This window comes from Clostridium sp. JN-1 (assembly GCF_003718715.1).
GTDB lineage: Bacteria > Bacillota > Clostridia > Clostridiales > Clostridiaceae > Clostridium_AV.
The window spans coordinates 2294259-2317351 of record NZ_CP033465.1; the positions used below are offsets into that span (position 1 = coordinate 2294259).

A 23093-nucleotide genomic window follows, 5' to 3' on the forward strand; every position below is an offset into this window, starting at 1 on the left:
CTTTATTTACAAAATAATCAACAGCATTATAATGAGAATAAATTAATTGCAGGTACATCTTTTATTTTTTATATATTGATTTCAATCGACATTATTTTTAAAAATAAACTCTCATTTCATTCACCCAAAATATATATTTAATTAAAAGACATGCAATTATTGATCTTCTTTTGTTGCTGCAACTTCGTCTAAAACTTGCTTATCATTATAATATTTAATTTCACTATTTTTCCAATTAAGTTCAATAAAGCAAGGCTCTTCATTACTATCACTTAAATCAGTTCTATAGATTCTTCCCTTAAATGAATCTAAAACAGATTGATTAAAAATTCCTGGATACGCGTTATTCCTTCCCATTAAAATATTTATTCTTTTATCAGAACAACAAAATTGTATGTCATTAATTGAACACTTCTGCGGACAATTATTTCTTTTATATCCTGTTATACTACCATGATGCGATATGCAATAAAACGTTGCATTTTTTAAATGTGGGTAGCAACATTTAACATTATTCCAACCATCCTCTTCTATATCTCCAGGAAATACCATTGACTTGCCAGCAAGATTGATTTTAAAAATAGCTGAAGAATTGTTTATTTTTTTCACAGGTACAATACTATAACGAGGATAAGATTGAACATTCTTAGGATGGGTTCTTAAAATAGTTTCATTAGGGTACAAAATTTCAATAATACCATTGCCATTTGAGACTTTAGGTTCTATTAATGTTAAATTTAATTTTCTTAAGTTTTGCAATAATTTGTTATAATTACTATCTGGCCACGAATAATATAAATTAATCCATACTTCTGTGTTAGTTAAATAATTTTGACTAATTAAGTAATTGATTCCATTGAAATGATCGTAATGCGGATGAGTTACAAACAACTTATCTATTTTAACATCATTTAATTCAAATTTATTTTTAATAAATTGAAAACACTTATTTATATTTTGTCTATAGCTGACACGTTTTCTAAAATCAAATTCCGAACAATCCACAACCCATATTTTATATGTACTATTATAACTAAATACTATAATACTACAATTACCATGGCCAACATTAATATGATATGAATAAACTTCGTCGGTTTTTTTTAAATTAATATTATTAGGTGAAGCATACTTAGTAATTAACTTTCCTCTAAGCATATTATTTGTAAATATTTGTCTTTTAGCTATTTTATTACTACCTGCACTAATAAATTGATCTTTGCTATCTATGTATACAAAACTTCCCTCTTCAATATTTATTATTTTTTCTTCATTAATGTAAATATCTTCTGATTTAACGTAATTGTCATCGGATACCTTAAATAAAGTAACTATACTTTCTTTTTTATTAAATAAATTGTTAATATTATTCACAAAGTATAATTCCATCTCCATCATTATCACCCTTTCAAGTAAATTTGGCTTAATTATTCAAATATTTATTAGCATTATTTTTAATTAAATTATACCATATTACCCCATATTAATACTTATATTTACAAAACAAATTTAATTTTACTTGTTTGTTAAATCACGTCAGTATGTATGATACATATCAATTTGATTTATCGCATATTAAAGACCATAATGTAAACATAGGCATACTTGTCATACTACAAAAATTATAGATAAAACCTACGGTTTTGATGTGATAGTATAAAGAAGGTTGGTATCATAAAAGTGATGCCAACCTTCTTTATACTGGTATTAATTTATCCAAACAACCTATTCCACGTATTAATCCCAACAATGCCATCAACTGCAAGCCCGCTGTCTCTCTGAAAACTCTTCACAGCCTCTAAGGTACCCTCTCCAAAGAATCCATCAGCACCGCATCTTCCAACGTTATAACCTCTGCTCATAAGCTTTTCCTGAACAGCTTTTACATTACTATCCTCCAAACCAGAATTCATCTTTATAAGATATCCTGGATAAACTAACCTATCACCGCTTCCTGCAGCCTCACTTCTTATCCTGTCCAGCGGAAAGTTCTCTCCAGGACAGTCAGTAGAATAAAGCTCTCTATGTCCATATACCTTACTTATTCCATACTTGCTTAACATGGAGTGGGTTAATTCTAATAATGCACTGTACTGTGTTTGTCCCATAACTTCAATATTGAAATCACCCTCAGCGCATATTCCTATGGATCTGGAATTATATCCTGGGCAGTGGGCACCTACAGCATTTTCATTTCTTCCGGTATATACATTACCGCTTTTCCTCACAAGATAATGATAACTGCAGCCGCACCAGCCGTTTTCAAGATGCCACCTGTGAATATCTTCTATACTGCACACTTTTGCACCTGCATGGTGGAGAACGACTGCCTGTGGGTTGTTGCCCCATGTTAAAGCACTCCTAAAATTCAAATTAGAATTTACTATATTCAAAATGCCACCTCCTAAATTTAAAGATCCTGCACATCTGCAGGACCTTTATGATCTATTTCATTTCAAATTGTTTTGTAGCTGTTGTTACAATTTTAGCATCCTTTTTACCAACCGGTGAACCGTTCTTACTTATGAATATCTTCTTTGCAACTATTAAATCCATGAGAGTTGAAATTTGATCCTGGGTAATAGCCGGTTCTCCTTTTTCATCCTCTTTTATATTGTCTATATCAAGAGAAAAATATTTGCCTTCCTGTGCAGTAGTAAACCTCATAGTAAGTCTGTTTGCCATTTAAAAACTCCTCCCTTCTTAGATTTTAAACCAAACTATGCATTGACAATTACGCTGTTATCGTTCTTTCGAATTTCATTTACAGGATAGTTAAGTACATTTTGTATGCCAATTACAACATCAAATATATCCTGATCTGCTGCTTTCATATCAATTTTGCCCAGGGTTACTTTCTTAAGGGCATCTTTACCTGATTTGTTTACACCTGTCTTTTCCACAATAACAAGTGAACTTGAAAGCTTTGTTGAACTTGCTGCCATAGTCATTCTCCCCTTTCTTAACTTTTACCTATATATATGCCATTTCAAAAATTAGTGCAAAAAAAGAAATAGGTGTTTTATCCTATTTCTTTTCCTGGTTTTTTATAACGGCTGATACATCCGCTCTTAAGCTTTCAATAGATTTGACTAAAACATCAATCTTATTTTCAAAACTTATGAGGAGATATATGCTAACTGCTATTGGGAACCCTACGGTACTGATTAAACTAACCAGCTGGTCATACATAAAATATCACCTTCCCTTTGTGCCATTATAAAAATATATATGCTATTTCAGATATTTTTTCAGTTTGCTTAATGCTTCCTTTTTTATTGTTATAGCTTGTCTGTACTTTATATTGAGTATTTCAGAAGTCTCCTTTAGTGTCCTTCCTTCTATATATACAGATCTAATTATTTTTCTTTCGCTATCTTGCAAGATATTAAGTGATCTAAGTACCTTTTCTAATTCATCATAGGCAATCACTTCATCTTCAAGTGTAAAATCATAGGGCTGAATTGAGAGGATTCCTTCATCCTGCACTTCCCTATAATGTTTTACCTGTTTCTTCAAAAGTGCATTTAAATTATTCACTATAGAATTTGTACAGTAAGAAGTAAAAGAGTCTTTCCCTGGTTTATATAACATAACTGCCTTTATTACAGAAAGATAACCGTGCTGCACTAGATCTTCAAAGTCATATGATGGGATTTTATACTTAGCCGATTTCTTTATTATAAAGTAGGTGAATTTCTGTATGATTTGCTCCATGGATTTTTTATTACCGGATTTGGCTTTGCTAACAAGCTCTTCTATGGTAAACACCGCCTTTTTATTTGATTATACAAATAAATGAGCGGTGCTTGACCGTTTATTGACATAATGGAACATATTGATTTTTAAAGTCTATATTCAACGATGTTATCTAGTGTCTTTCTCGGTCTCGGATATGGTTTCTCATCAGGATATCCAAGTGCAACAGCTCCAACCAGCTGTGTTTTTGCATCAATATAATTTACCAGTTCATCATATGCAAAACATGTATTTGCAATCCATAATGTACCTACTCCTAAATCTTCTGCTTGCAATAACATATTTTGAATAGCTGCACCTATAGAAAGCGTGTCTACAATTTCTACAAACCGTTCATCTGCTGTAATAATATTTTTAAATGGCGATTTACCATTTGTATTAAAAACCATAATAATAATTGGAGCTTCTTTCATAATTTGTAAAGTATTCTTTGCATCTGGTATTCCATCTCTTGAATTAGGCAATAATGATTTTTTATTTAATTCACGCTGGATTCCAGTGTCCATTTTTGATAAAAGTTCTTCTTTTTTAGTTCCTCCAAACACAATGAATTTCCATGGCTGTCTGTTCTTCCCTGATGGTGCAGCTCTTCCAGCATCCACTATTTTATTAATAATATCTATTGGTATTTCTTTAGATTTATACTTTCGTATACTCCTTCTATTGTAAATTGCTTCTATGCTCATTTATTTCACCTCATTAAATTGGAATTTATCTGCACTATTTCATACCGTTAATATTACATTAAGTAACCCAATAGATTGTATAAATTTGTATGCCTCAATCAATAATTTGACCCAATAAACGCTGCTCTCTACAAAACGAATTATGATATTCTTTTAGCCAATTATACTTCACTAAAACATTAGAATTTTTATTAATACTCAATCTAGTAACTATAACTTCCTTATGAATAGGCAAAACATATTCTGTAAAATCAAATGAATCGTAAAGCGAGGCATGGTGTAAATAATCAACAATAAATTCATTATTAGATAACTGCTTAATGACACCCACTTCACAAAAATGTCCCAGATGGTGCGGCATAAGTCTTAACGAAAGCAGGTACCGCAAGTGTACAATTTTCCATCCATTGAAATAGTCGAATGAATCAGATGAGAATTTCCCGGCAGAACACAGAATAAACTTATATCCTTGGACCATCCACATGTTTTGTGTCCACAATATCAATAATTCTCTCATCAAGTTTCTTGCCGTTGGAGTAAAATTCGATGAGAGCAGCCATTTTTCGGATATCGATCTCATAATAAATACCCAATACATACCCACAGACACGCTCAGGTAAAGTCATCCCATCTGCAGACCAAACTCCATCTGTCGGCAGTGTTAAGGCAATTAACCGCTTTCTGTCGCTCTGTTTTTCTGATTCAGGTCGAGTAGCTTTTTTCATTTCAATCGCTATTAAATTGTCCTGCCACTTATTTCGGCCTCTGCTATGTACAATCAAATCGCAGTTGATTGGGATGATTTCCATATCGTCATTAATAATGGTTTTAATTTTTCCACCATTTCTGTTATACTCCACATCAACAAAATAATTTTTGTAACGATTTAATCGTTCAAAACCCTTTCTTATTATACTGTTCATGGCAATCATCAATGCACCACAAAGAGTACGTTCAGAAACTTCAGTTGTAAACAACTCTACATTTTGCGAAATGAACTTTGCATTCGCTTCATGAAACAGCGCTATCATCTCATCACAGTTAATCGGTGCATGTATATTACTACACATCTTATTCAATAACATCATCCCCTTGCTTTTGGATTCTTTTGAATACTGCTATTTTATCATATTTATCTTAAACTGATCACCAATATAATTGGCTAGGTCTTATTCTGGCAGGATTTCCGCCTGCTAGGTTATTTACTCTTAACCACGTACACAATTGCAGTTTGTTGATCTATTTTTGCTTTATCCATGTAATATTATCTAATTTTTTCAATAAATCTTGCCACTTCTCCTCATTATTCCAAATAATCGTTTCCTTATCGAATTTTCCAAGGGTGACTTCCCATATAAGTTTTCTATTTTCAAACTCGTCTAAATTATAAAATCGCCATACAATACCATTAGTGTAAATAACCTGTTTGTAAAAATCAATATGACCGTTTAACTGTTCTATATAGTTTTCCAAATCCAAATTTAAGCCTATATACTTTATTTCAACAGCCCCAAGAATAGCTGCATTCTCACTTTTTTCTCTTGTCCTTATCACAAAGTCTGGAAATCCTGAATCTCCTTTAAACGGTTTAGAAAAATCAGTTTCCCGTCGTACAGAAACATCTCTTAAAGAAATGTTCCCACCTTGCTTACTCTCTCTAATAATATAGGCAATTACTGAGTATAAATCACATTCTACTCGATTTTGAGCTTGTATTAATTCAAGTTCATCTTTATAAACTATATAATTTCTTTCCATCTTGTTACATCTCCTTTATAAATTCTGAATTTATACATTTCATTGTTTATAAATTTTCTTTATAATTTTTAATAATAAACAACTCCATAAATTGCTATTTATATTACTCAACCTTAAATTGAAGTTTGTCAACTTAGCATTGTGTTATATAAATACTATATTATAAACTATATAGTTAATTCTATTTTGGATAATATAAATCAAGAATCTTTATAATCTTACCTTTTCTGATTTTTATATCTTTTAGCAATTTTTTCTTTCAGCCCGTTTTCATCCAACTTTTTTTGCACTTCTGGGTATCTTTTTCTCATTTGATTTATCAACACATTAATTTCATCAATAAGGTCTTCTTTTACCAATGTTTCTGATGAACCAGCTTTTCTTAATAGCTTTCGATTGTCTGTTATCAAAATACTTCTTTTTCTATAATAGACTGTAGCAATAATCAAGCCTTTATATCCTGATATGATATAATACTTTGTTCTTGTTGGAGTATAAAATGAATACCCAAATATCATGGAATCAAACAATTTTACAACAACATCTGAAAACCCCAATTCACTCAAAGTATACACATAATTTTTAACTTCTGATATATCTTCAGGCAATTTACTTTTTTGGTATTTTTCAATTTCCGCAATAATTTCACCCAAGCATTTTCCCTCTACATCAGGCATTTCAGATGTTGGTTGTACAACACTCTCTTCTGGTTTTTCCTCTAAATATCTTCCATAGAGAAATCTTCTCAGTTTATTCTCATACTCCCCTAGATAAGCTCTCTCACTGTCATCTAGATATGAATGTTGCACATACAAGTCATCATATAAAATTCTCCAAGCGACTGTTAGAGCATAGAAATTAGTATTTTCGGTTATCTCCGGAAGATTATTCGAAGGGTTCTTTAAATATTTATCCAAAAACAGATTTGTAAATTTCGTCTCATATTTACTGAAAAACTCTTCACAATCATGGCAGAGCATGGGTTTTTTTTCCCCATCCTGAAAAATCTTTTTCGGCTCATAAAAACTACAAAACCTAGAATTTTGAAAAGTCTTTGCTCTTCTATATACTGCTTTAGGAATAATATGGCTTTGCATCAATTCAACATTTTCTTTCCGGCACAATGCGCAAGTACCGAATACTTTTTTCTTTTCCATAACGCGCTCCTTTTTTGTAATATTTTGAAAATCGAACCCAAGATACTTATTATTACTTAGTATTTCCTATACTAATGTTCATCTTCCTATTATATAAGAGACTCTAATCCCAAAAGTACCCAAACTATCTACATTATTTGAAATATCCATAAACTCACTTCTATTCCTAAAATCAAGAATGAAACAAAGTCAACACTTACTTCAAATTGAGTCTCTAAAAATACCGATATAATTATCCAAACTCATTATATAACAAAGACATCTCAAGGTATTTCTACAAATTACTATTTGTATTAAGATTCTTATAGACTAAACCAGAATCTTACTCTATAATAACATCATTTAATACAGAAATACATCAAAAATTATAAATTTATCCATTTCCACATCCAAGCAGTTTTTTCTCAAGCTCTTTAAAATCATAATGCCTATCGCTGCTGCTTTTACCGCTCTTAGATTCCCAAATATTCTTATAGGCTTTGATATCAGAGACAGTCTTTATCCCTCTGCCCTGCCAGCTCTTGAGTATTTTGCCAATGTAATTTATATTCCTGGCATTATATTTCAAGGCTTCTTTAATGGCCTCGATAATGACATCACAGTCTATAAAACCGCTCCAAATGTGCAGTTTCTTTCTCTCAGCTTCATCTGCAGCATGCACGCTACTTTCAAAAAACGTCAGGACATCACAATATGACTTACAAGGGGCTTCCGTACATGCATACTTATTACTCCTTACTCCTTGCTTATTATTTATTATTTCTTGTTTATTATTTATTACTTCTTTACTTATAAGGGTATTAGTATCACCTTGTAAGGGGCTTAGAAGGGGATTATTTGCTTCTGTTATTTGATTATTAGAATCATCTACATTTATTTCTATACCGTTAAAAATATTTTCAATATCAAGTTCTTCTTTTAGACACTGCTTATAAAATATTGAAATGAAAGCCCTATTTTTAACATTCCTGAGTTCTTTATTAACACATTTTATGGCATTCAAATTATTAGGCTTATTATATTTAAGCCAGTTTAAAATAATTATCTCTTTAGTTTCATCAAAATACTGTATTTTTTTATACTCTTGAAATCTCAATAAGAGTTTGTCCACTGTTTCCCTGTTGTACCCAGTTTGAGTTTCTATAATTCTTTTAGGAAGCTCATAGATACCGCATTGAGTAGTATTTGAATTAGTCATCAAGTATATATAAAAAAACTTTTCCTCGGGCGTTAAATCTAAAACAAAACCGTCATTCCAGAAGTCTGTATGGAGCTGCCTGTATTTAGCCATAGATATCCCCCTCAAATTAACATAATAATTTTACTCTCCTGCTAATCTATATTTACCAGCATTCTGGAGCCAGTTAATTAATTCTTTTTTTATTATCTTTCTCCTCCTAGACTTAAGCATAATTACCGTAAAATTCTCCCTGCATATAATCTCATCTACAATTTTATCTTCTACTCCAAGAACCTGTGCAACTTCCCTTACCGTCATAAGCGCAGGAAGTTCTTCTAATTTTTCGTTAATCATAATAATCCTCCCCCAATTAAAATAATTACCTTAAAAAAATATCTTCTATTGTGGTATTAAAAAATACAGCAAGTTTGCCGGCTTCACTAATAGTAAAACTCCTGCTTCCAATTTCCTTACGGCTGTAAGCTGATACACTCATGTGCAGCAGACTTGCAAGTTCTTTCTGAGTTACACTATTTTTAACTCTAAGAGATTTAAGCTTATAATTTACCAACATATCCCCCGCCTAAAAAATTACTAAATGTTATATTAATTAGTGACACAATATAACATTATTTCTATATTGCTTACTATTATTTTAAGGTATTTTTACCTTTTATTCAATATTCTGACTAAAGAAATTTTACTTGTAGATTAATATAATTATTAATTTAAATAATGTATATTGCTAAAAGTGATCACCCAGGTGTTCTAAAAACCATTCATCAACTTTATTTCTTATAATAAGTGCTTTCCTTCCGCAGAAAACTACCGGAAATCCTTTGCAATGTATAAGTGAATACGCTTTATTATGACCTATACAATATTCATCCATAAATTCCGATACTGTCATTACCTTCTTTTTGTCATGCTTCAATTTATCGATAGCTGCATATTGTTCCATTTTTATCCCTCCAATAATTAATAACCTACTTAAAAAATAACTCACTTACATCTTCATCGAGTAATTGTGCAATTTTTATCATTAAGTTTCTTCTCGGTTCAACTTCACCTTTTTCTATTCTCCCTAAATATTGAGGTGTTATACCAAGCTGCTTCGAAAAAACTCCCTGTTTTATACCCTTTTCAACTCTTTTTGCTTTGAGTTTGTATAGCATATAACCACCCTCTCTTGTTTATAAATATCATAAAATAGCTTGTTCAATAATTTAATGATTTTATAATTTAATTTTATCATTTATTTTATGATTGTCAATGAATATTTGAATTATTTATTTATAAATTTAATAATTTTATGATATACTATATCATGGGAGGGTTAAATATGGAGTTTAAAGATAGATTAAAACATTTACGTGAAGCTAAAGGATTAACACAAAAAGAACTTGCAGATGAATTAAACAAATTAAATGCAAATTTACCTAACAGTTCTAAAATATATACACAAACTATATCTTACTGGGAGAACGGCAGGGACCCTTCAATTGGAATGCTGATAAAATTAGCACAATATTTTGATGTTCCTACAGATTATCTATTAGGTAAAACTAATTCCGTGAGTATAGATGAAATTAATTTTGAATATTTTTCTAAGTTTCTTTCAAAAGAAAATATAAAAAAACTTATGGAAAATTATCCTGGTGATATAAAAAAAGCCGTCTATTTCTTACTCACAAATTATACATCTGACATTTTTATGAATTTTGATATTGAAAAAAAGCAGTATGAACTAGATATAGACCTGCTGTACTTAATGTCTAAAAGTATAAACATACTGAAAACTTTTTATGATGAAATAGAAAATAAGGTTTTATCTTATAATACAGAAAATTCTCCGAAGGATATCAAATATGCCGATTCTATTTCGACTAAAACACTTAAGGATATAAATAAGCTTAAATCACTTACTAAAATGAGGCTTGACCTCATAATAGATAAATTAGCTGACCTCATATTATTTTATGATGGTACCTCAAAAGTAAAACTAAAAGATGAAATTTTAGAATATGCAAATATAAATGAATTAAACAGAAATAATTTATCAAAATATATAAAGAAAGACTTTGTAACCTTAATTGACGATGTCATAAACACATCAAAGAACTTAGATAATAATAATGCTAAATAATTTTTATTATTAGTAGAAGAGGTGAGAGTATGTCTCAAAAGAAAGCAAATGGTGAAGGTTCCGTACAAAAATATTATAAGAATGGTATATTTAAAGGCTGGAGATGTGCTGTTACAATAGGAAGAGATGACAGCGGCAAACTCATAAGAAAACAATTTTACGGCAAAACCAAAATGGATACTATAAATAAAAAAGACGATTACTTAAATAAATCTGCCTTAGGTCTGCTTCCTGCTGACGAAAAAATAACTCTACAGAAATGGTTTAAAATCTGGCTCTATGAATACAGAATTAATGATTTAAGACCTTCTTCACTTGAAAGGTACTGCGGTATATACAATAATTATATATTAAATTCACCAGTTGGTTTAAGGAAACTTAAGGATTTAAAAACCTCAAACATACAGGCTTACTATAATATTCTCTTAAAAAATAATAAAACACCAGGTGTTATTAAGTCACTGAATAAGCTGCTTAAATCAGTTTTAAACCAGGCAGTTAAAGAAAATTATATTATAGTTAATCCGTGCAATAATGTAATACTTCCTAAAATAACTAATAAAAGAGAAATTCAAATATTTACTGTGGAGGAAGAAAAAAAGTTTGTAAAATCATTAGAAATCCATAGAAATAGAGCATTGTTTATATTGGTACTTGGAACTGGATTAAGACAGGGTGAAGTTTTAGCACTTAGATGGTCAGATATAGATTTTGATAATAACGAACTAAAAGTAGAAAGAACTTTTAAAATGGTTAAATTAATAAATAAAGCTCCCGGCAGTAAAGCGGAACTAATTATACAAGAACCAAAAACTAAAAACAGTAAAAGAACTATTCCCATACCTTCTTCTGTAATAACTGAATTAAAAAAGCATAGATTAAGACAGTTAGAGGAAAAATTAAAGGCAGGAGATGCATATGCAGATAATGACTTAGTTTTTCCTAATGCCATCGGCGAACCTACCGATGCCAGAAATATAACTCGGAGCTATTCAAGGGCATTAAAAAGAGCCGATATACCATATAAAAACTTCCATGCTATGAGACATACTTATGCTACAAGATTATTCGAAAGAGATGTGCCTCTAAAAACCGTACAGGAACTTTTAGGCCACGCTGATATATCAACAACAGCTAATATTTATACACATGTACTTCCACGTCAAAAGGTAAAAGCTGTGGATAAATTGAATGATTTATTTGCCCTATAAAAAGTAGGGCAAATTTATTTTTTATTTATGTTTATATATTTTTATTCCGGTTGTGTTACGGTTGTGTTATTTTGCATAAAAAAGAGCCCCACGAATTTGCGGAAGCCTTGATATTGGTACACCCAGTGGGAGTCGAACCCACGACCTCTGGATTCGAAGTCCATCACTCTATCCAGCTGAGCTATAGGTGCTTATATTTTAAACATTTATTTTTATAGAAAATTAATTTTAGATAACAAAATGGAGCGGGTGAAGGGAATCGAACCCTCGTAACTAGCTTGGAAGGCTAGCACTCTACCATTGAGTTACACCCGCAGAGATATAAAACATCAAAATCTGTGATTTTGTTATGTTTTAATCCTCATCAGCTTTGCTGAGGAGTTTCATTATATGGAGCGGAAGACGAGATTCGAACTCGCGACGTTCACCTTGGCAAGGTGACGCTCTACCACTGAGCCACTCCCGCATAAATACAAAACATCAAAATCTATGATTTCGTTATGTTTTAATTTTGCTGAACTTTGTTTAGAAGTTCACTTTGATTAATGGTGCAGGTGAAGGGACTCGAACCCCCATGCCGTAAAGCGCTAGATCCTAAGTCTAGTGCGTCTGCCAGTTTCGCCACACCTGCATTATAAGTAATAATTATTTTAAATTATAAAGTTTTAAACACTTAATAAAACTCATCCACGATTTATTGTGGTGGCTTACCGGGGAATCGAACCCCGGACACCATGATTAAAAGTCATGTGCTCTACCAACTGAGCTAGTAAACCTTAAATGGGGTGGATAAAGGGGCTCGAACCCTTGACAACCAGAACCACAATCTGGCGCTCTACCAACTGAACTATATCCACCATATATAAATATGGTGCGCTATCAGGGATTCGAACCCTGGGCACCCTGATTAAGAGTCAGGTGCTCTAGCCAACTGAGCTAATAGCGCATGTTATGGTGCGTCTTAAGGGAATCGAACCCCCGGCACACGGCTTAGAAGGCCGTTGCTCTATCCAGCTGAGCTAAAGACGCTTATATGGAGCGGGTAGAGGGAATCGAACCCTCGTAACTAGCTTGGAAGGCTAGCACTCTACCATTGAGTTATACCCGCACGTTTTAAAATTTTAATGGTCGGGGTGACAGGGCTTGAACCTGCGACCTCATGGTCCCAAACCACGCGCGCTCCCATCTGCGCCACACCCCGATATGGTGCGCTATCAGGGACTCGAACCCTGGGCACCCTGATTAAGAGTCAGGTGCTCTAGCCAACTGAGCTAATAGCGCATATTATGGTGCGTCTTAAGGGAATCGAACCCCCGGCACACGGCTTAGAAGGCCGTTGCTCTATCCAGCTGAGCTAAAGACGCTTACTTATGGAGCGGGTGAAGGGAATCGAACCCTCGTAACCAGCTTGGAAGGCTGGCACTCTACCATTGAGTTACACCCGCATATATATGGAGCGGAAGACGAGATTCGAACTCGCGACGTTCACCTTGGCAAGGTGACGCTCTACCACTGAGCCACTCCCGCATAAATACAAAACATCAAAATCTATGATTTCGTTATGTTTTAATTTTGCTGAACTTTGTTTAGAAGTTCACTTTGATTAATGGTGCAGGTGAAGGGACTCGAACCCCCATGCCGTAAAGCGCTAGATCCTAAGTCTAGTGCGTCTGCCAGTTTCGCCACACCTGCATGTATAAATAATAATGATTTTAAATTATAAAGTTTATCCACATTTATTGTGGTGGCTTACCGGGGAATCGAACCCCGGACACCATGATTAAAAGTCATGTGCTCTACCAACTGAGCTAGTAAACCTTATGGCTGGGATGGCAGGATTTGAACCTACGAATGATGGAGTCAAAGTCCATTGCCTTACCGCTTGGCGACACCCCAACATATGGGGTGGATAAAGGGACTCGAACCCTTGACAACCAGAACCACAATCTGGCGCTCTACCAACTGAACTATATCCACCACAAATGGTGCGTCTTAAGGGAATCGAACCCCCGGCACACGGCTTAGAAGGCCGTTGCTCTATCCAGCTGAGCTAAAGACGCTTATATGGAGCGGGTGAAGGGAATCGGACCCTCGTAACTAGCTTGGAAGGCTAGCACTCTACCATTGAGTTACACCCGCATATATACAATATCAAAATCTGTAATTTTGCTATTTTTTAATCCTCATCAGCTTTGCTGAGAAGTTTCATTAATGGTCGGGGTGACAGGGCTTGAACCTGCGACCTCATGGTCCCAAACCACGCGCGCTCCCATCTGCGCCACACCCCGATATTAAAGTCTTATGTAACTATTGGAGCTCTTTGTGTAACTCCAAACGACATAGATTATTCTACACGATATAATCAGATTCGTCAACCCCTATTTAAAAATTTTTTCTAATTATATATTAATTATGCTGGGTGAGACCTTATTGTTATCTATATTTATAACCGCTATGCTGTTAAATCCATCCCTGGATAAGCTTGGACTGCCAGGGTTTACAAACCATACCCCATTTTCAAATGTTATCTCCGACACATGAGTATGTCCAAAAAGTACAACATCGGCATTTAATTCTAGTGCCTTATATTTTAATCTAGATATCCCATATTTAACATCATATCTGTGTCCATGTGTTATAAAAAATCTTTTTTCGCCTATAATTTCTATTTTTTCAGATGGAGTTTCAATCCCAAAATCACAATTTCCTTTTACATTTATAATACGCCCATTATAAAATTTTGATATTTCAGCTGCATCTTCTACATTATCACCTAGGTGTATAACTATGTCCATATCTTGAATTCTATTTATTACCTTCGTAATAGAAGGTTTATATCTATGCGTATCACTTACTGCTGCTATTTTCACTTTTATCCTCCTAAATTATTTTTTTAATTTCACATTTTAGCTTTTTTAAAGCATTGGCTCTATGGCTTATTGAATTTTTTAAATCAGAATCCATTTCTGCAAAAGTCATTTTATACTCTGGTACATAAAATAGAGGGTCATATCCAAATCCATTTTCTCCCCTTTCTTCTGATATTATTTCTCCATGCACTTCACCTTGAACCTTTATAATCTTATCCTTATTAACTACAAGCACCATTGCACATACAAATTTTGCAGTTTTCCTATCTTCACTTTTTTCAGATAATAGTTTAATTAATTTTTCATTGTTCTTCTTAAAATTTCCATGTTCTCCTGCAAATCTTGCAGAATAAACTCCAGGTGCTCCATTTAAGCAATCTACCATAAGACCTGAATCATCTGCTAAAACCATGTCATCTTCAAGTAAGTTGTGAATAGTATATGCCTTTTTATAAGCATTTTCCATAAAAGTTGTTCCATCTTCTTCTACATCTATATCTATTTTTTCATCCTTCAAAGATACTATATTTACATCATACTTTGAAAGTATTTGCCTAATTTCTCTTACTTTACCTTCATTATTGCTTGCTACAATTAACTTTTTCATTACTCTTCTCCTGTTCCAATCCATAAAGAATCTGTTTTTAAACTGTCTTTTTGCATCTGTATCATATTTTTTATTCCCTTTTCTCCAAGTGATATGAGTTCATTAAGATCCTCTCTTGAAAATGGACTTTTTTCACCTGTTCCTTGAATTTCTATAAACTTACCTGAATCCGTCATTACAATATTCATATCTACTTTTGCATTTGAATCCTCTTCATAACACAAATCCAAAAGCTTTTCCCCATTTACAATTCCAACACTAACTGCACTTACAAAGTCCCTAACAGGGTATACTGAAAATGGTGTATGCCTATGCAGCTTATTTACTGCATCAATTAAAGCTACAAAAGCTCCCGAAATGGATGCAGTTCTAGTACCTCCATCAGCTTGTATAACATCACAATCTATCCATATAGTTCTCTCACCAATAGCCTTAAGGTCAACTACAGACCTCAATGCTCTGCCTATAAGCCTTTGTATTTCCATAGTTCTTCCATCTAGTTTTCCCCTTGTTATATCTCTAACTTTTCTCACATGTGTAGCCCTCGGTATCATATTATATTCACAAGTTATCCAGCCTTCACCTTTACCCCTTAAAAATGGTGGAACTCTTTCTTCAACAGATGCTGTACAAATAACTTTAGTATTTCCTGTTTCAATTAGTACAGAACCCTCGGCATATTTGGTATAATGTCTTGTTATCTTTATATGCCTGCCTTGATTATTCTTTCTACCATCAATTCTCATATTTACCTCCAAAAGTTAGCTTACATTTATTCGTCACTTACTTAATTTATTATACAGTATAATTTTAGTCATGTGTGACAAAAAACTATACCACTTTTTCCTTAAAAGCAAATAGCTCATCCCTCTCAGGTGGAGTTACTATTTTCTCCATACCTGAATTTACAAGTATAGATCCTTCTTTTATAACTTTGCCTATAATTGCAGCTTCAATACCATTTTGTTTTAACTTTTCAATTAAATTCTTTCCATTAGCTGTAGTTATAAGCATACTTCCAGAAGATATAAGTCTTAAAGGATCTATGTCATATCTACTGCATAACTTTTTTGTGATATCGCTTAAAGGCATCTTGTGACTATATACCTTAAATCCAACATTACTTGCTTTAGCTACTTCCCACAGAGCACCAAGTACACCGCCTTCAGTAATATCATGCATTGAACTTACTCCAAATTCACCTGAAATCATTCCCTCTTTTGCAACACTTAAATACTCTACATAACTTTTTGCTTTTTCTATTTCTTCTCTTGTTAAAATATCTTTTACTTTATCTTCATAATCATTTACTATTATACTTGTACCCTCGAGACACAGCATTTTTGTAACTATTATATCATCTCCACATAAAGCTCCAGAAGTTGATACTGCTGAATTTTTCTTTCCCTTTCCTATTACTGTACAAGATATAACCATTTTATTTACAGCAGCAGTCACTTCTGTATGACCGCCAAGTACTTCTATATTGAGTTTTTTTGTCTCTTCATTTATTTCATTCATTATATTCTTGATATCGTCAATAGAGCTGTTTTCTGGTGCAAGAATAGTTACCAAAATTCCAACTGGCTCAACTCCGCAGGATGCTATATCGTTACAATTTATATGTACTGCAAGCTTACCACTGTTAATATCTGCTCCAGTTATAGGATCTGTTGAAACAACGCATTCATAATCTCCAAAATTTATAACGCTGCAATCTTCCCCTATTCCTCCCCTTATTCTTATATCGTCTCTAATACTTCCTCTATTTTGATCTATTATATTCTTTAAATCATCCCAATTAAGTTTTCCTATCTTCATTTAAATTCTTCCTTTCAATTTAAATTAATAAGCACTATTTTAAACTATACATCATATTATTTATATAAGGATTAATTTTATAGTAGGTGTATATAATTTGAAGTATATTGGCCCATTCTTAAGAATGAATAAGCTAAAAAAAGAAAATATCGAAAATCAGCTCTTTCATTTAGCCAAAGAGTCTGTAAAACAAATTTCACTTTATTCAAAATGCGGCATATGTACCTCTACAAAAGAATTAAAGTTAAAGGACTTAGACAATTCTGATATTACCACATTTAAAGATCTTTCTCCACTATTGTGTATATATAAAAAAGCTAATCCTAAACTTATAAACGTTGATGAAAAACTTTGTTGGAACAAGGAAAAATTTAAAAAAGAAATAAACATTGACAGCACTTGTCTTATGACATTATGTCTTATGGAACTTTATGATTACTACAGTAAATTTAAAGATATAGATAACAAAAAATATTCTATAAGTAAATTATATTTAAAATTATGCAAGAAACAGCTTGATTTTTATGCAGCATATCTTAGAAACAGCGATGGAGTTTTTGTAGACAAAAAAGATGTGAGTGATGATTATGTCAATGAATTAAAGTTAGAAGAAAAAAATAAAAAATTTAAATTTTCATCTCAAGCACTAATGATGGCAGCTTATTATAAATTATCTAAGATGTGTAAGGATGATGAAAAATCTAATTACGAAGATTTTTCCATAGATATTTTAAACATGTTACTGGAATTTAATGATGAGCTTTACTCTCTTTCATTTGAAGAAACCTTAAAATTGTGTTTAGCATTAAACCTATTTGTAAGTTATTCTAACAATGAAAAATGTAAAGTACTTCTCCTTGATTTATGTGATTTATTAAGTGAAAAATCTCAAAAAAATATATGTACATCAGAAGATACTAAACTTCAAAATGACTGTCTAAAGTACTTAAATTATGCCATGTTTTATATTAATACTAAAATATTAAAGTTTAAAGATGAATGTGATCTTATATTCAATAACCTCATTGACTTGTATAGTCCTGAAAAGGGAATATTTATTAAACATACTGAGAAAAAAAATATGACTTTTTCTTGTTTAGATATAACCTTGTACTTACTGACATGTTTATGTCATTGTAACATGCATGAAAATTACGAAAAATCCAATAATCTTGTAATAATGGACGTATTTAAACACCAACTTGTTGAATCAGGTATAGTACTTAGCTGGCCTGAAGTCCTTGATATAAATGATGTTGAAAGATATAAAAATTGTTCCATGAAATCTGAAGATTTATTAGATGATGAAAACTTTAAAATGCCTTTAATATCGACTCCAGAAAACTGTGAATTATCTTCAGTTTTTATTAAGTATGTAACTTATAATAAGAAGAAAGAAATATTTGAACCATCTAAGAGTTCGTTTGACAGTTATAGAAATATGCTTATATTCTTCTTAATAATTTACTTATTTAATATTAAAAATAAAAATTGAATTTCAGGATATACTATAGTTAAAACTTAAAACAAAATTCAACCTACTTATAAAGGGGGTTGTAAAACAATGATGAATATAAACTGTTCCGAAAAATGTATTCACGAAGAAAATGGTAAATGTACTTTAGACCGTATAATGCCGCTTTCAAATGTTTTTAATAATGAAGCAAAATGTGCTTACTTTACTGCTAGAAAATCAAGTCAAAGTGGTTTCCCTAAAAAATAAGGGAAACCATTTAATTTTTAAAATATGCCTTATCTAAAACTACATTTCCGCTGTGATTTATATATACATCACATATTTTCTGTTTTTTACAAACAATTGTATCATCAAAATATAATGGAATTAGAATCATATCCTGCATCAGTATATTTTCAGCATTTCTAAAAAAGCTAATTTGTTTATCTCTATCAATTTCTACTTTGCCTTGTGATACCTCAGAATCGTATTGTAAATTTTTATATCCATATATATTTGATCTTGAAGTAGAAGTCCACAATTCTAAAAATGCCAAAGGGTAATTATACAGAGGCAAGTAATCTATCTTAGCCATATCATAATCACCTCTTTCTATTGTATCCTTAAATTCTTCCATTTCATACCCTTCACTGTCTACAATCAAGCCTAAATTATCCTTTAAACTTTTAACAATACTATCACATACTTTTCTATTTTCCTCGGTATCTAAATATATAAGCTTTAAATTCTTATCATTTTGTTGATATGAGCTGTTTTTAAAATCCTGCAGTGCAGCATCTTTTTGAGAGTTTACATCAAAAAAATTCTTATTTATATAGTTACCATTGAGTCCATCACTAACACCATCTGGAATATAAGTTAATGCTGGTCTTACAGAATCATTTAATATATTTTTAGTTATTTCATTTCTATCAATACATTCTGATATGGCTTTTCTTAAATCTACATTACTTATAATATCACTATTTTTAGGATTAAAAATCAAAGCATTACCAGTATGCCCTGTATATTTAAATGCGCTGCCTGAATTAACTAAATTTTTTACTTCCGGCTCAGGTGGATCAGTAAATACATTGATTAAATTACTTTGAAAATTAGCAAGGGATGCTTCTTTAATATTACTAAAATTTACTAAAATTTTATTTGATTTAACGCTGTCCTTATTCCAATAGTACTTATTTTTTATCAAAGTTACTCCGCTGTCTTTAGAAAAATTATCGATAACAAAATATCCTGAATATAAAATATTTTTATATTGATCCTTCCAGTTTTTTAGTTTGCTATCAATTTTTCTCAAGCTGTAGATGGGCTCACTCAATATATTTAAAAGGTAACCACATGGATAATTAAGTCTAATTTCAAGCGTTTTCTCATCTAATGCCTTTATAGCAGCATTGCTAAAATCCTTAATTCCATTTTCATAATCTTGAACACCAAATATACAATATAATTGTTCAGTATATATACTGCCTTTACCAGCTTTAAAAAATTCTTTAAAAAATTCGACAAAATCATTAGCTGTTATATTTGAGCCGCTGCTCCATTTTGCATTATCTCGTATTTTAAATGTATAACACGTTTGATCCTCATTTATAGTCCAACTTTGAGCTAAAGCAGGAATTATCTGTCCATTTAAATCCATTTTAACTAATCCTTCGAATAAATTTACAATGAGGTCCTGCTGTTTTAAATCATAATTGTCAGCCATAATCAAATCATTTGGACATTTAGCCATATCATATATAATATAATTTTTAGGTTTTTCTGTTTTATTTGCCTGAACATTCTTTTCAACACATCCGCTGCTAAAAAAAGTAAAGCAGATAATTATTAAAAAACAAATAACTCTCTTCATAAAAGTTCTCCTCATTTTTAATATCATTAGAATTATTAGCATTTACACGAAAAAATAAACAAAACTTTCAAAGTTTTGTTTAAGGTGATAATTAAAAAAGGAATTATCAAATTAATACTTAAAAGTATATAGCTTGATAATTCCTTTTTAATTACATTTTTTTAATATAATACCGAGAAAATTTTTAATAAACTTTCATAAACATAAAAACCATAGTTGTTACAGCTATAATAAAACAAGCTGCAGGATATACTATATTTTTTAAGTTAGATTTTAAATCAAACATCTTAATAGCCCACATAATCATTGTGAGTGTCATGCACAGCTGAAGTGTATAATAACTATCGAAATATTTAAAATACGTAAATTGATACGTAGTAAGGAGCGTTAGTATTAAAGAAAGAATTGTAAAAATAACTCCTATCCATCCTAAAATATTAATAGTTTTCCTCATTTTCTTATCCTCCACATGCTAATACAATAATTATTGTACAAGCTCAATCCACTTAATAATAATCTTTTTTTTGAATTTTGTAAATACTGATTTAAAGTTAATCTTCTTCTCCATTTATTAAATTTTCAAATTCATCTTCATTTATTATTTTTACTCCAAGTTCGACAGCTTTCTCATACTTGGAACCTGGATCTTTACCATAAAGTACATAGTCAGTTTTCTTACTTACACTTCCTGTTACTTTGGCCCCAAGTGATTCTAATTTTTCTTTTATGCTGCTTCTTGTATAATTTTTAAGACTTCCTGTTACTACTACTGTTTTATCAATAAATACATTTTCTTCTATGGTTTCTTCTTCATAATATGGCTTTACACCAAGTTCAAATAATTCATTTATACTATTAATTATATTCTCCTGATTAAAAAATTCTAATACATCTTTAGCAACTACTTCTCCTACATCCTTGATTGATATTAAATCTTCTATACCAGCTTTTTTAAAATTTTCTATTGATTTAAATTTTTTAACTAAATCGACAGCAGTTTTTTTGCCTACATTAGGTATTCCAAGGGCATATATAAATGAAGCTAAATTGCAATCTTTACTCTTTTCTATAGAATCTATTAGGTTTTGTGCCTTTTTATCTGCAAACTTTTCTAAACCAAGTAAATCATCTTTCTTTAATCTATATAAATCTGATATTGACTTTATGTCCAATTTTTCAAAAAGCTGTTCTGCAGTCCTCTCGTTAAACCCAACAATATCCATAGCTTCCCTGCTTGCAAAATGAACTATACTTTTAACCATTTGAGGTTTGCAAGATAGAGTGTTGTCACAAAAATAGTGGACCCCTTCTTGAATTAATTCACTTCCGCAATAAGGACACTTTTCTGGAGGATTTATTTCAATTCCACCGCTCAGTGTACTTTCTACAGCTCCAGTGATTTCTGGAATAACATCATTAGATCTTCTTACAAATACACTGCAGCCAAGTTTTACACCCTTTCTCTTTATATCATCCATATTGTTTAAAGTCGCCCTTTTTACTGTGACTCCTGTAAGTTCAACAGGTTCCAAAATAGCTGTTGGAGTAACTCTGCCGCTCCTTCCAACATTCCATTCAACATTAAGGAGTTTAGTTGTAACTTCTTCTGCTTCAAATTTATAAGCTATAGCCCACTTTGGGAACTTTATTGTGAAGCCAAGAACTTCCCTTGTTCTCATATCATCTATTACAATTACCACACCATCTATGTCATAATTTAAATCATCTCTTATGCTTTTTACATATTTTAATTCATTTTCTATTTCTTCTATAGATGTACATACTTTTATATAAGGATCTTGAGGGAATCCCATTTTCTTAATAAAATCCATCATCTCTATATATGTATTAAACTTAGATCCTTCATTATAACCTACATCATAAAAATAAGCTGAAAGCTTTCTCCTTGCTGTTTCTTTTACATTTAAATTTCTAAGGGCACCTGCTGCTCCATTTCTCAAATTTTTAAGTGGAACTTGTGCACTTTTGTTATATTCTTCAAGTGACTCCTTTGTCATAACAGCTTCGCCGTGCACTTCTATAACATGATTATTTTCAATCTTTAAAGGCAGCGATCTTATAGTTTTAGCTTGAGCAGTAATATCTTCTCCGATAACTCCAGTTCCTCTAGTAGCTGCTTTTGTAAGAATACCATTTTCATCATAAGTACAATTTATAGTAAGTCCATCAAACTTTTTAGTGAGTACATACCTAAGAGGCGGCAATTTTTCCTCATGGACTGCATTATACTGTTCTACAGCCTTTTGATTCCTATCATGCCATTCTCTAATTCCATCTAAACTTTGAGACTTATCAAGACTCCATAAACTTGCTTTATGAGTATACTTTTTAAACTCCGGCAGTACAACATCACCTACTCTTTGAGTAGGTGAATATGGCAAAATAAAACCAGTTTCCTTTTCAAGCTTTAACAATTGATCGTATTTTAAATCATATTCCTTATCAGAAACTTCAGGATTATCAAGTGCATAATATTGATATGCATACTTGTTTAAATCATCTATAAGTCCGTAAATTTTTTTTTTCTTGTCTCCATCCATTTTAA

General features: G+C 31.7%; 26 protein-coding genes and 21 tRNA genes. 4 read left to right on the plus strand and 43 right to left on the minus strand.

All coding sequences use genetic code 11. The annotated features are described in order from the left end of the window. Nucleotides 1-156 precede the first annotated feature (156 nt). The 15 genes from EBB51_RS10865 to EBB51_RS10940 all read right to left on the minus strand — a co-directional run bounded on the left by EBB51_RS10865 (nt 157) and on the right by EBB51_RS10940 (nt 9715). Nucleotides 157-1395, minus strand: a complete 1239-nt coding sequence (locus tag EBB51_RS10865; RefSeq protein WP_123054488.1) for an MBL fold metallo-hydrolase — start codon at nt 1393-1395, stop codon at nt 157-159. 317 nt (nt 1396-1712) lie between these two features. Beyond that, a complete protein-coding gene (locus EBB51_RS10870; protein ID WP_123054489.1) occupies nt 1713-2393 on the minus strand; it encodes an N-acetylmuramoyl-L-alanine amidase in 681 nt (226 codons plus the stop codon). A gap of 52 nt (nt 2394-2445) precedes the next feature. After that, a complete protein-coding gene (locus EBB51_RS10875; protein WP_123054490.1) occupies nt 2446-2685 on the minus strand; it encodes a DUF2922 domain-containing protein in 240 nt (79 codons plus the stop codon). A gap of 35 nt (nt 2686-2720) precedes the next feature. Then, on the minus strand, nt 2721-2945 hold the full coding sequence (locus EBB51_RS10880) for a DUF1659 domain-containing protein (protein WP_123054491.1): 225 nt from the start codon (nt 2943-2945) through the stop codon (nt 2721-2723). A gap of 82 nt (nt 2946-3027) precedes the next feature. Next, nucleotides 3028-3192, minus strand: a complete 165-nt coding sequence (locus tag EBB51_RS10885) for a YvrJ family protein (RefSeq protein ID WP_123054492.1) — start codon at nt 3190-3192, stop codon at nt 3028-3030. 42 nt (nt 3193-3234) lie between these two features. Then, nucleotides 3235-3771: a sigma-70 family RNA polymerase sigma factor gene (locus tag EBB51_RS10890; protein ID WP_123054493.1), complete on the minus strand. Its 537-nt coding sequence runs from the start codon at nt 3769-3771 to the stop codon at nt 3235-3237. Nucleotides 3772-3845: 74 nt separating this feature from the next. Further along, nucleotides 3846-4445 (minus strand): nitroreductase family protein, encoded by a 600-nt coding sequence (locus EBB51_RS10895; protein WP_123054494.1) that lies wholly within the window; start codon nt 4443-4445, stop codon nt 3846-3848. A gap of 461 nt (nt 4446-4906) precedes the next feature. Next, nucleotides 4907-5524, minus strand: coding sequence for a hypothetical protein (locus tag EBB51_RS10905; protein ID WP_190285275.1), 618 nt, complete (start codon nt 5522-5524; stop codon nt 4907-4909). 160 nt (nt 5525-5684) lie between these two features. Continuing rightward, nucleotides 5685-6203, minus strand: coding sequence for a hypothetical protein (locus EBB51_RS10910; protein WP_123054496.1), 519 nt, complete (start codon nt 6201-6203; stop codon nt 5685-5687). 218 nt (nt 6204-6421) lie between these two features. Next, the gene (locus EBB51_RS10915) at nt 6422-7360 is read right to left on the minus strand and encodes a hypothetical protein (protein WP_123054497.1); all 939 of its coding nucleotides are present in this window, start codon (nt 7358-7360) and stop codon (nt 6422-6424) included. 373 nt (nt 7361-7733) lie between these two features. After that, a complete protein-coding gene (locus tag EBB51_RS10920; protein WP_123054498.1) occupies nt 7734-8651 on the minus strand; it encodes a DnaD domain protein in 918 nt (305 codons plus the stop codon). Between the two features lie 30 nt (nt 8652-8681). Next, complete coding sequence (locus EBB51_RS10925) at nt 8682-8894, minus strand: hypothetical protein (protein WP_123054499.1); 213 nt, start codon at nt 8892-8894, stop codon at nt 8682-8684. A gap of 25 nt (nt 8895-8919) precedes the next feature. Beyond that, nucleotides 8920-9114 (minus strand): helix-turn-helix transcriptional regulator, encoded by a 195-nt coding sequence (locus EBB51_RS10930; protein WP_190285276.1) that lies wholly within the window; start codon nt 9112-9114, stop codon nt 8920-8922. Between the two features lie 171 nt (nt 9115-9285). Beyond that, nucleotides 9286-9501 (minus strand): DNA-binding protein, encoded by a 216-nt coding sequence (locus EBB51_RS10935; protein ID WP_123054500.1) that lies wholly within the window; start codon nt 9499-9501, stop codon nt 9286-9288. Between the two features lie 25 nt (nt 9502-9526). Continuing rightward, the gene (locus EBB51_RS10940; RefSeq protein ID WP_123054501.1) at nt 9527-9715 is read right to left on the minus strand and encodes a helix-turn-helix transcriptional regulator; all 189 of its coding nucleotides are present in this window, start codon (nt 9713-9715) and stop codon (nt 9527-9529) included. A gap of 167 nt (nt 9716-9882) precedes the next feature. Here EBB51_RS10940 and EBB51_RS10945 point away from each other — a divergent pair, with 167 nt between their 5' ends. Next, a complete protein-coding gene (locus tag EBB51_RS10945; protein ID WP_123054502.1) occupies nt 9883-10686 on the plus strand; it encodes a helix-turn-helix transcriptional regulator in 804 nt (267 codons plus the stop codon). Nucleotides 10687-10715: 29 nt separating this feature from the next. Beyond that, complete coding sequence (locus tag EBB51_RS10950) at nt 10716-11897, plus strand: site-specific integrase (protein ID WP_123054503.1); 1182 nt, start codon at nt 10716-10718, stop codon at nt 11895-11897. Between the two features lie 114 nt (nt 11898-12011). On the opposite strand, the gene EBB51_RS10955 is transcribed toward EBB51_RS10950, so the two are convergent. The 25 genes from EBB51_RS10955 to EBB51_RS11075 all read right to left on the minus strand — a co-directional run bounded on the left by EBB51_RS10955 (nt 12012) and on the right by EBB51_RS11075 (nt 17195). After that, nucleotides 12012-12088, minus strand: a tRNA-Arg gene (locus EBB51_RS10955). A 50-nt stretch (nt 12089-12138) separates the two neighbouring features. Further along, nucleotides 12139-12212 (minus strand) — tRNA-Gly (locus tag EBB51_RS10960). Between the two features lie 76 nt (nt 12213-12288). After that, nucleotides 12289-12363, minus strand: a tRNA-Gly gene (locus EBB51_RS10965). 80 nt (nt 12364-12443) lie between these two features. Beyond that, nucleotides 12444-12528: transfer RNA gene (locus EBB51_RS10970), tRNA-Leu, on the minus strand. A gap of 69 nt (nt 12529-12597) precedes the next feature. Beyond that, nucleotides 12598-12673, minus strand: a tRNA-Lys gene (locus EBB51_RS10975). Between the two features lie 5 nt (nt 12674-12678). Further along, nucleotides 12679-12754: transfer RNA gene (locus EBB51_RS10980), tRNA-His, on the minus strand. Between the two features lie 12 nt (nt 12755-12766). Further along, nucleotides 12767-12843 (minus strand) — tRNA-Lys (locus EBB51_RS10985). A gap of 6 nt (nt 12844-12849) precedes the next feature. Beyond that, a tRNA-Arg gene (locus EBB51_RS10990) sits at nt 12850-12926 on the minus strand. A gap of 5 nt (nt 12927-12931) precedes the next feature. Continuing rightward, nucleotides 12932-13005: transfer RNA gene (locus EBB51_RS10995), tRNA-Gly, on the minus strand. Nucleotides 13006-13022: 17 nt separating this feature from the next. After that, nucleotides 13023-13098, minus strand: a tRNA-Pro gene (locus EBB51_RS11000). A gap of 3 nt (nt 13099-13101) precedes the next feature. Then, nucleotides 13102-13178 (minus strand) — tRNA-Lys (locus tag EBB51_RS11005). A gap of 6 nt (nt 13179-13184) precedes the next feature. Then, nucleotides 13185-13261, minus strand: a tRNA-Arg gene (locus EBB51_RS11010). A 7-nt stretch (nt 13262-13268) separates the two neighbouring features. After that, nucleotides 13269-13342, minus strand: a tRNA-Gly gene (locus tag EBB51_RS11015). Nucleotides 13343-13349: 7 nt separating this feature from the next. Next, a tRNA-Gly gene (locus tag EBB51_RS11020) sits at nt 13350-13424 on the minus strand. Nucleotides 13425-13504: 80 nt separating this feature from the next. Continuing rightward, nucleotides 13505-13589, minus strand: a tRNA-Leu gene (locus EBB51_RS11025). A 50-nt stretch (nt 13590-13639) separates the two neighbouring features. Then, nucleotides 13640-13715: transfer RNA gene (locus tag EBB51_RS11030), tRNA-Lys, on the minus strand. Nucleotides 13716-13718: 3 nt separating this feature from the next. Then, nucleotides 13719-13793, minus strand: a tRNA-Gln gene (locus tag EBB51_RS11035). 5 nt (nt 13794-13798) lie between these two features. Further along, nucleotides 13799-13874, minus strand: a tRNA-His gene (locus EBB51_RS11040). 6 nt (nt 13875-13880) lie between these two features. Further along, a tRNA-Arg gene (locus EBB51_RS11045) sits at nt 13881-13957 on the minus strand. Between the two features lie 5 nt (nt 13958-13962). Next, nucleotides 13963-14036, minus strand: a tRNA-Gly gene (locus EBB51_RS11050). 73 nt (nt 14037-14109) lie between these two features. After that, nucleotides 14110-14185: transfer RNA gene (locus EBB51_RS11055), tRNA-Pro, on the minus strand. Nucleotides 14186-14296: 111 nt separating this feature from the next. Further along, nucleotides 14297-14767 (minus strand): metallophosphoesterase, encoded by a 471-nt coding sequence (locus EBB51_RS11060; protein WP_123054504.1) that lies wholly within the window; start codon nt 14765-14767, stop codon nt 14297-14299. A 10-nt stretch (nt 14768-14777) separates the two neighbouring features. After that, the gene (locus EBB51_RS11065; RefSeq protein WP_123054505.1) at nt 14778-15374 is read right to left on the minus strand and encodes an XTP/dITP diphosphatase; all 597 of its coding nucleotides are present in this window, start codon (nt 15372-15374) and stop codon (nt 14778-14780) included. Beyond that, on the minus strand, nt 15374-16120 hold the full coding sequence (gene rph / locus EBB51_RS11070) for a ribonuclease PH (protein ID WP_123054506.1): 747 nt from the start codon (nt 16118-16120) through the stop codon (nt 15374-15376). Before rph ends, EBB51_RS11065 begins: the two co-directional genes overlap by 1 nt. 85 nt (nt 16121-16205) lie before the next feature. Further along, the gene (locus EBB51_RS11075; RefSeq protein ID WP_123054507.1) at nt 16206-17195 is read right to left on the minus strand and encodes an AIR synthase family protein; all 990 of its coding nucleotides are present in this window, start codon (nt 17193-17195) and stop codon (nt 16206-16208) included. 97 nt (nt 17196-17292) lie between these two features. Here EBB51_RS11075 and EBB51_RS11080 point away from each other — a divergent pair, with 97 nt between their 5' ends. Both EBB51_RS11080 and EBB51_RS11085 read left to right on the plus strand, forming a co-directional pair. Next, a complete protein-coding gene (locus tag EBB51_RS11080) occupies nt 17293-18690 on the plus strand; it encodes a hypothetical protein (RefSeq protein ID WP_123054508.1) in 1398 nt (465 codons plus the stop codon). A 69-nt stretch (nt 18691-18759) separates the two neighbouring features. Beyond that, nucleotides 18760-18918 (plus strand): hydroxymyristoyl-ACP dehydratase, encoded by a 159-nt coding sequence (locus EBB51_RS11085; RefSeq protein WP_123054509.1) that lies wholly within the window; start codon nt 18760-18762, stop codon nt 18916-18918. A gap of 10 nt (nt 18919-18928) precedes the next feature. Here the strand turns inward: EBB51_RS11085 and EBB51_RS11090 are convergent, their stop codons facing one another. From EBB51_RS11090 to ligA, 3 genes are all read right to left on the minus strand, one after another. Beyond that, a complete protein-coding gene (locus EBB51_RS11090) occupies nt 18929-20527 on the minus strand; it encodes a peptide ABC transporter substrate-binding protein (RefSeq protein ID WP_123054510.1) in 1599 nt (532 codons plus the stop codon). Nucleotides 20528-20711: 184 nt separating this feature from the next. Further along, nucleotides 20712-20981: a hypothetical protein gene (locus EBB51_RS11095; RefSeq protein ID WP_123054511.1), complete on the minus strand. Its 270-nt coding sequence runs from the start codon at nt 20979-20981 to the stop codon at nt 20712-20714. Nucleotides 20982-21078: 97 nt separating this feature from the next. Continuing rightward, nucleotides 21079-23088, minus strand: a complete 2010-nt coding sequence (ligA, locus tag EBB51_RS11100; RefSeq protein WP_123054512.1) for an NAD-dependent DNA ligase LigA — start codon at nt 23086-23088, stop codon at nt 21079-21081. Nucleotides 23089-23093 lie beyond the last annotated feature (5 nt).